Source organism: Escherichia sp. E4702 (genome assembly GCF_963883545.1).
In the GTDB taxonomy this organism is placed as follows: domain Bacteria; phylum Pseudomonadota; class Gammaproteobacteria; order Enterobacterales; family Enterobacteriaceae; genus Escherichia.
The window spans coordinates 1-1,658 of sequence record NZ_CAWORF010000060.1 but is presented as its reverse complement, the minus strand read 5'-3'; the positions used below and the strand labels follow the sequence as shown (position 1 = coordinate 1,658).

The window sequence follows — 1,658 nt, the reverse complement described above, 5'->3', positions numbered from 1 at the left end:
CTACAATGGCGCATACAAAGAGAAGCGACCTCGCGAGAGCAAGCGGACCTCATAAAGTGCGTCGTAGTCCGGATTGGAGTCTGCAACTCGACTCCATGAAGTCGGAATCGCTAGTAATCGTGGATCAGAATGCCACGGTGAATACGTTCCCGGGCCTTGTACACACCGCCCGTCACACCATGGGAGTGGGTTGCAAAAGAAGTAGGTAGCTTAACCTTCGGGAGGGCGCTTACCACTTTGTGATTCATGACTGGGGTGAAGTCGTAACAAGGTAACCGTAGGGGAACCTGCGGTTGGATCACCTCCTTACCTTAAAGAAGCGTACTTTGCAGTGCTCACACAGATTGTCTGATGAAAATGAGCAGTAAAACCTCTACAGGCTTGTAGCTCAGGTGGTTAGAGCGCACCCCTGATAAGGGTGAGGTCGGTGGTTCAAGTCCACTCAGGCCTACCAAATTTGCACCGCAAATTTGAGGAGGTTTTAACTACATGTTATGGGGCTATAGCTCAGCTGGGAGAGCGCCTGCTTTGCACGCAGGAGGTCTGCGGTTCGATCCCGCATAGCTCCACCATCTCTGTAGTGATTAAATAAAAAATACTTCAGAGTGTACCTGCAAAGGTTCACTGCGAAGTTTTGCTCTTTAAAAATCTGGATCAAGCTGAAAATTGAAACACTGAACAACGCAAGTTGTTCGTGAGTCTCTCAAATTTTCGCAACTCTGAAGTGAAACATCTTCGGGTTGTGAGGTTAAGCGACTAAGCGTACACGGTGGATGCCCTGGCAGTCAGAGGCGATGAAGGACGTGCTAATCTGCGATAAGCGTCGGTAAGGTGATATGAACCGTTATAACCGGCGATTTCCGAATGGGGAAACCCAGTGTGTTTCGACACACTATCATTAACTGAATCCATAGGTTAATGAGGCGAACCGGGGGAACTGAAACATCTAAGTACCCCGAGGAAAAGAAATCAACCGAGATTCCCCCAGTAGCGGCGAGCGAACGGGGAGCAGCCCAGAGCCTGAATCAGTGTGTGTGTTAGTGGAAGCGTCTGGAAAGGCGCGCGATACAGGGTGACAGCCCCGTACACAAAAATGCACATGCTGTGAGCTCGATGAGTAGGGCGGGACACGTGGTATCCTGTCTGAATATGGGGGGACCATCCTCCAAGGCTAAATACTCCTGACTGACCGATAGTGAACCAGTACCGTGAGGGAAAGGCGAAAAGAACCCCGGCGAGGGGAGTGAAAAAGAACCTGAAACCGTGTACGTACAAGCAGTGGGAGCCTCTTTAATGGGGTGACTGCGTACCTTTTGTATAATGGGTCAGCGACTTATATTCTGTAGCAAGGTTAACCGAATAGGGGAGCCGAAGGGAAACCGAGTCTTAACTGGGCGTTAAGTTGCAGGGTATAGACCCGAAACCCGGTGATCTAGCCATGGGCAGGTTGAAGGTTGGGTAACACTAACTGGAGGACCGAACCGACTAATGTTGAAAAATTAGCGGATGACTTGTGGCTGGGGGTGAAAGGCCAATCAAACCGGGAGATAGCTGGTTCTCCCCGAAAGCTATTTAGGTAGCGCCTCGTGAATTCATCTCCGGGGGTAGAGCACTGTTTCGGCAAGGGGGTCATCCCGACTTACCAACCCGATGCAAAC

General features: G+C 50.5%; 2 tRNA genes and 2 rRNA genes. All 4 read left to right on the top strand.

Features of this window, described 5'->3' with window-relative positions:
• Positions 1-309: ribosomal RNA gene (locus AACU94_RS24545) — 16S ribosomal RNA — on the top strand; the annotation flags it as partial.
• A gap of 68 nt (positions 310-377) precedes the next feature.
• Positions 378-454: transfer RNA gene (locus AACU94_RS24540), tRNA-Ile, on the top strand.
• A gap of 42 nt (positions 455-496) precedes the next feature.
• Positions 497-572 (top strand) — tRNA-Ala (locus AACU94_RS24535).
• 174 nt (positions 573-746) lie between these two features.
• Positions 747-1,658, top strand: a 23S ribosomal RNA gene (locus AACU94_RS24530); the annotation flags it as partial.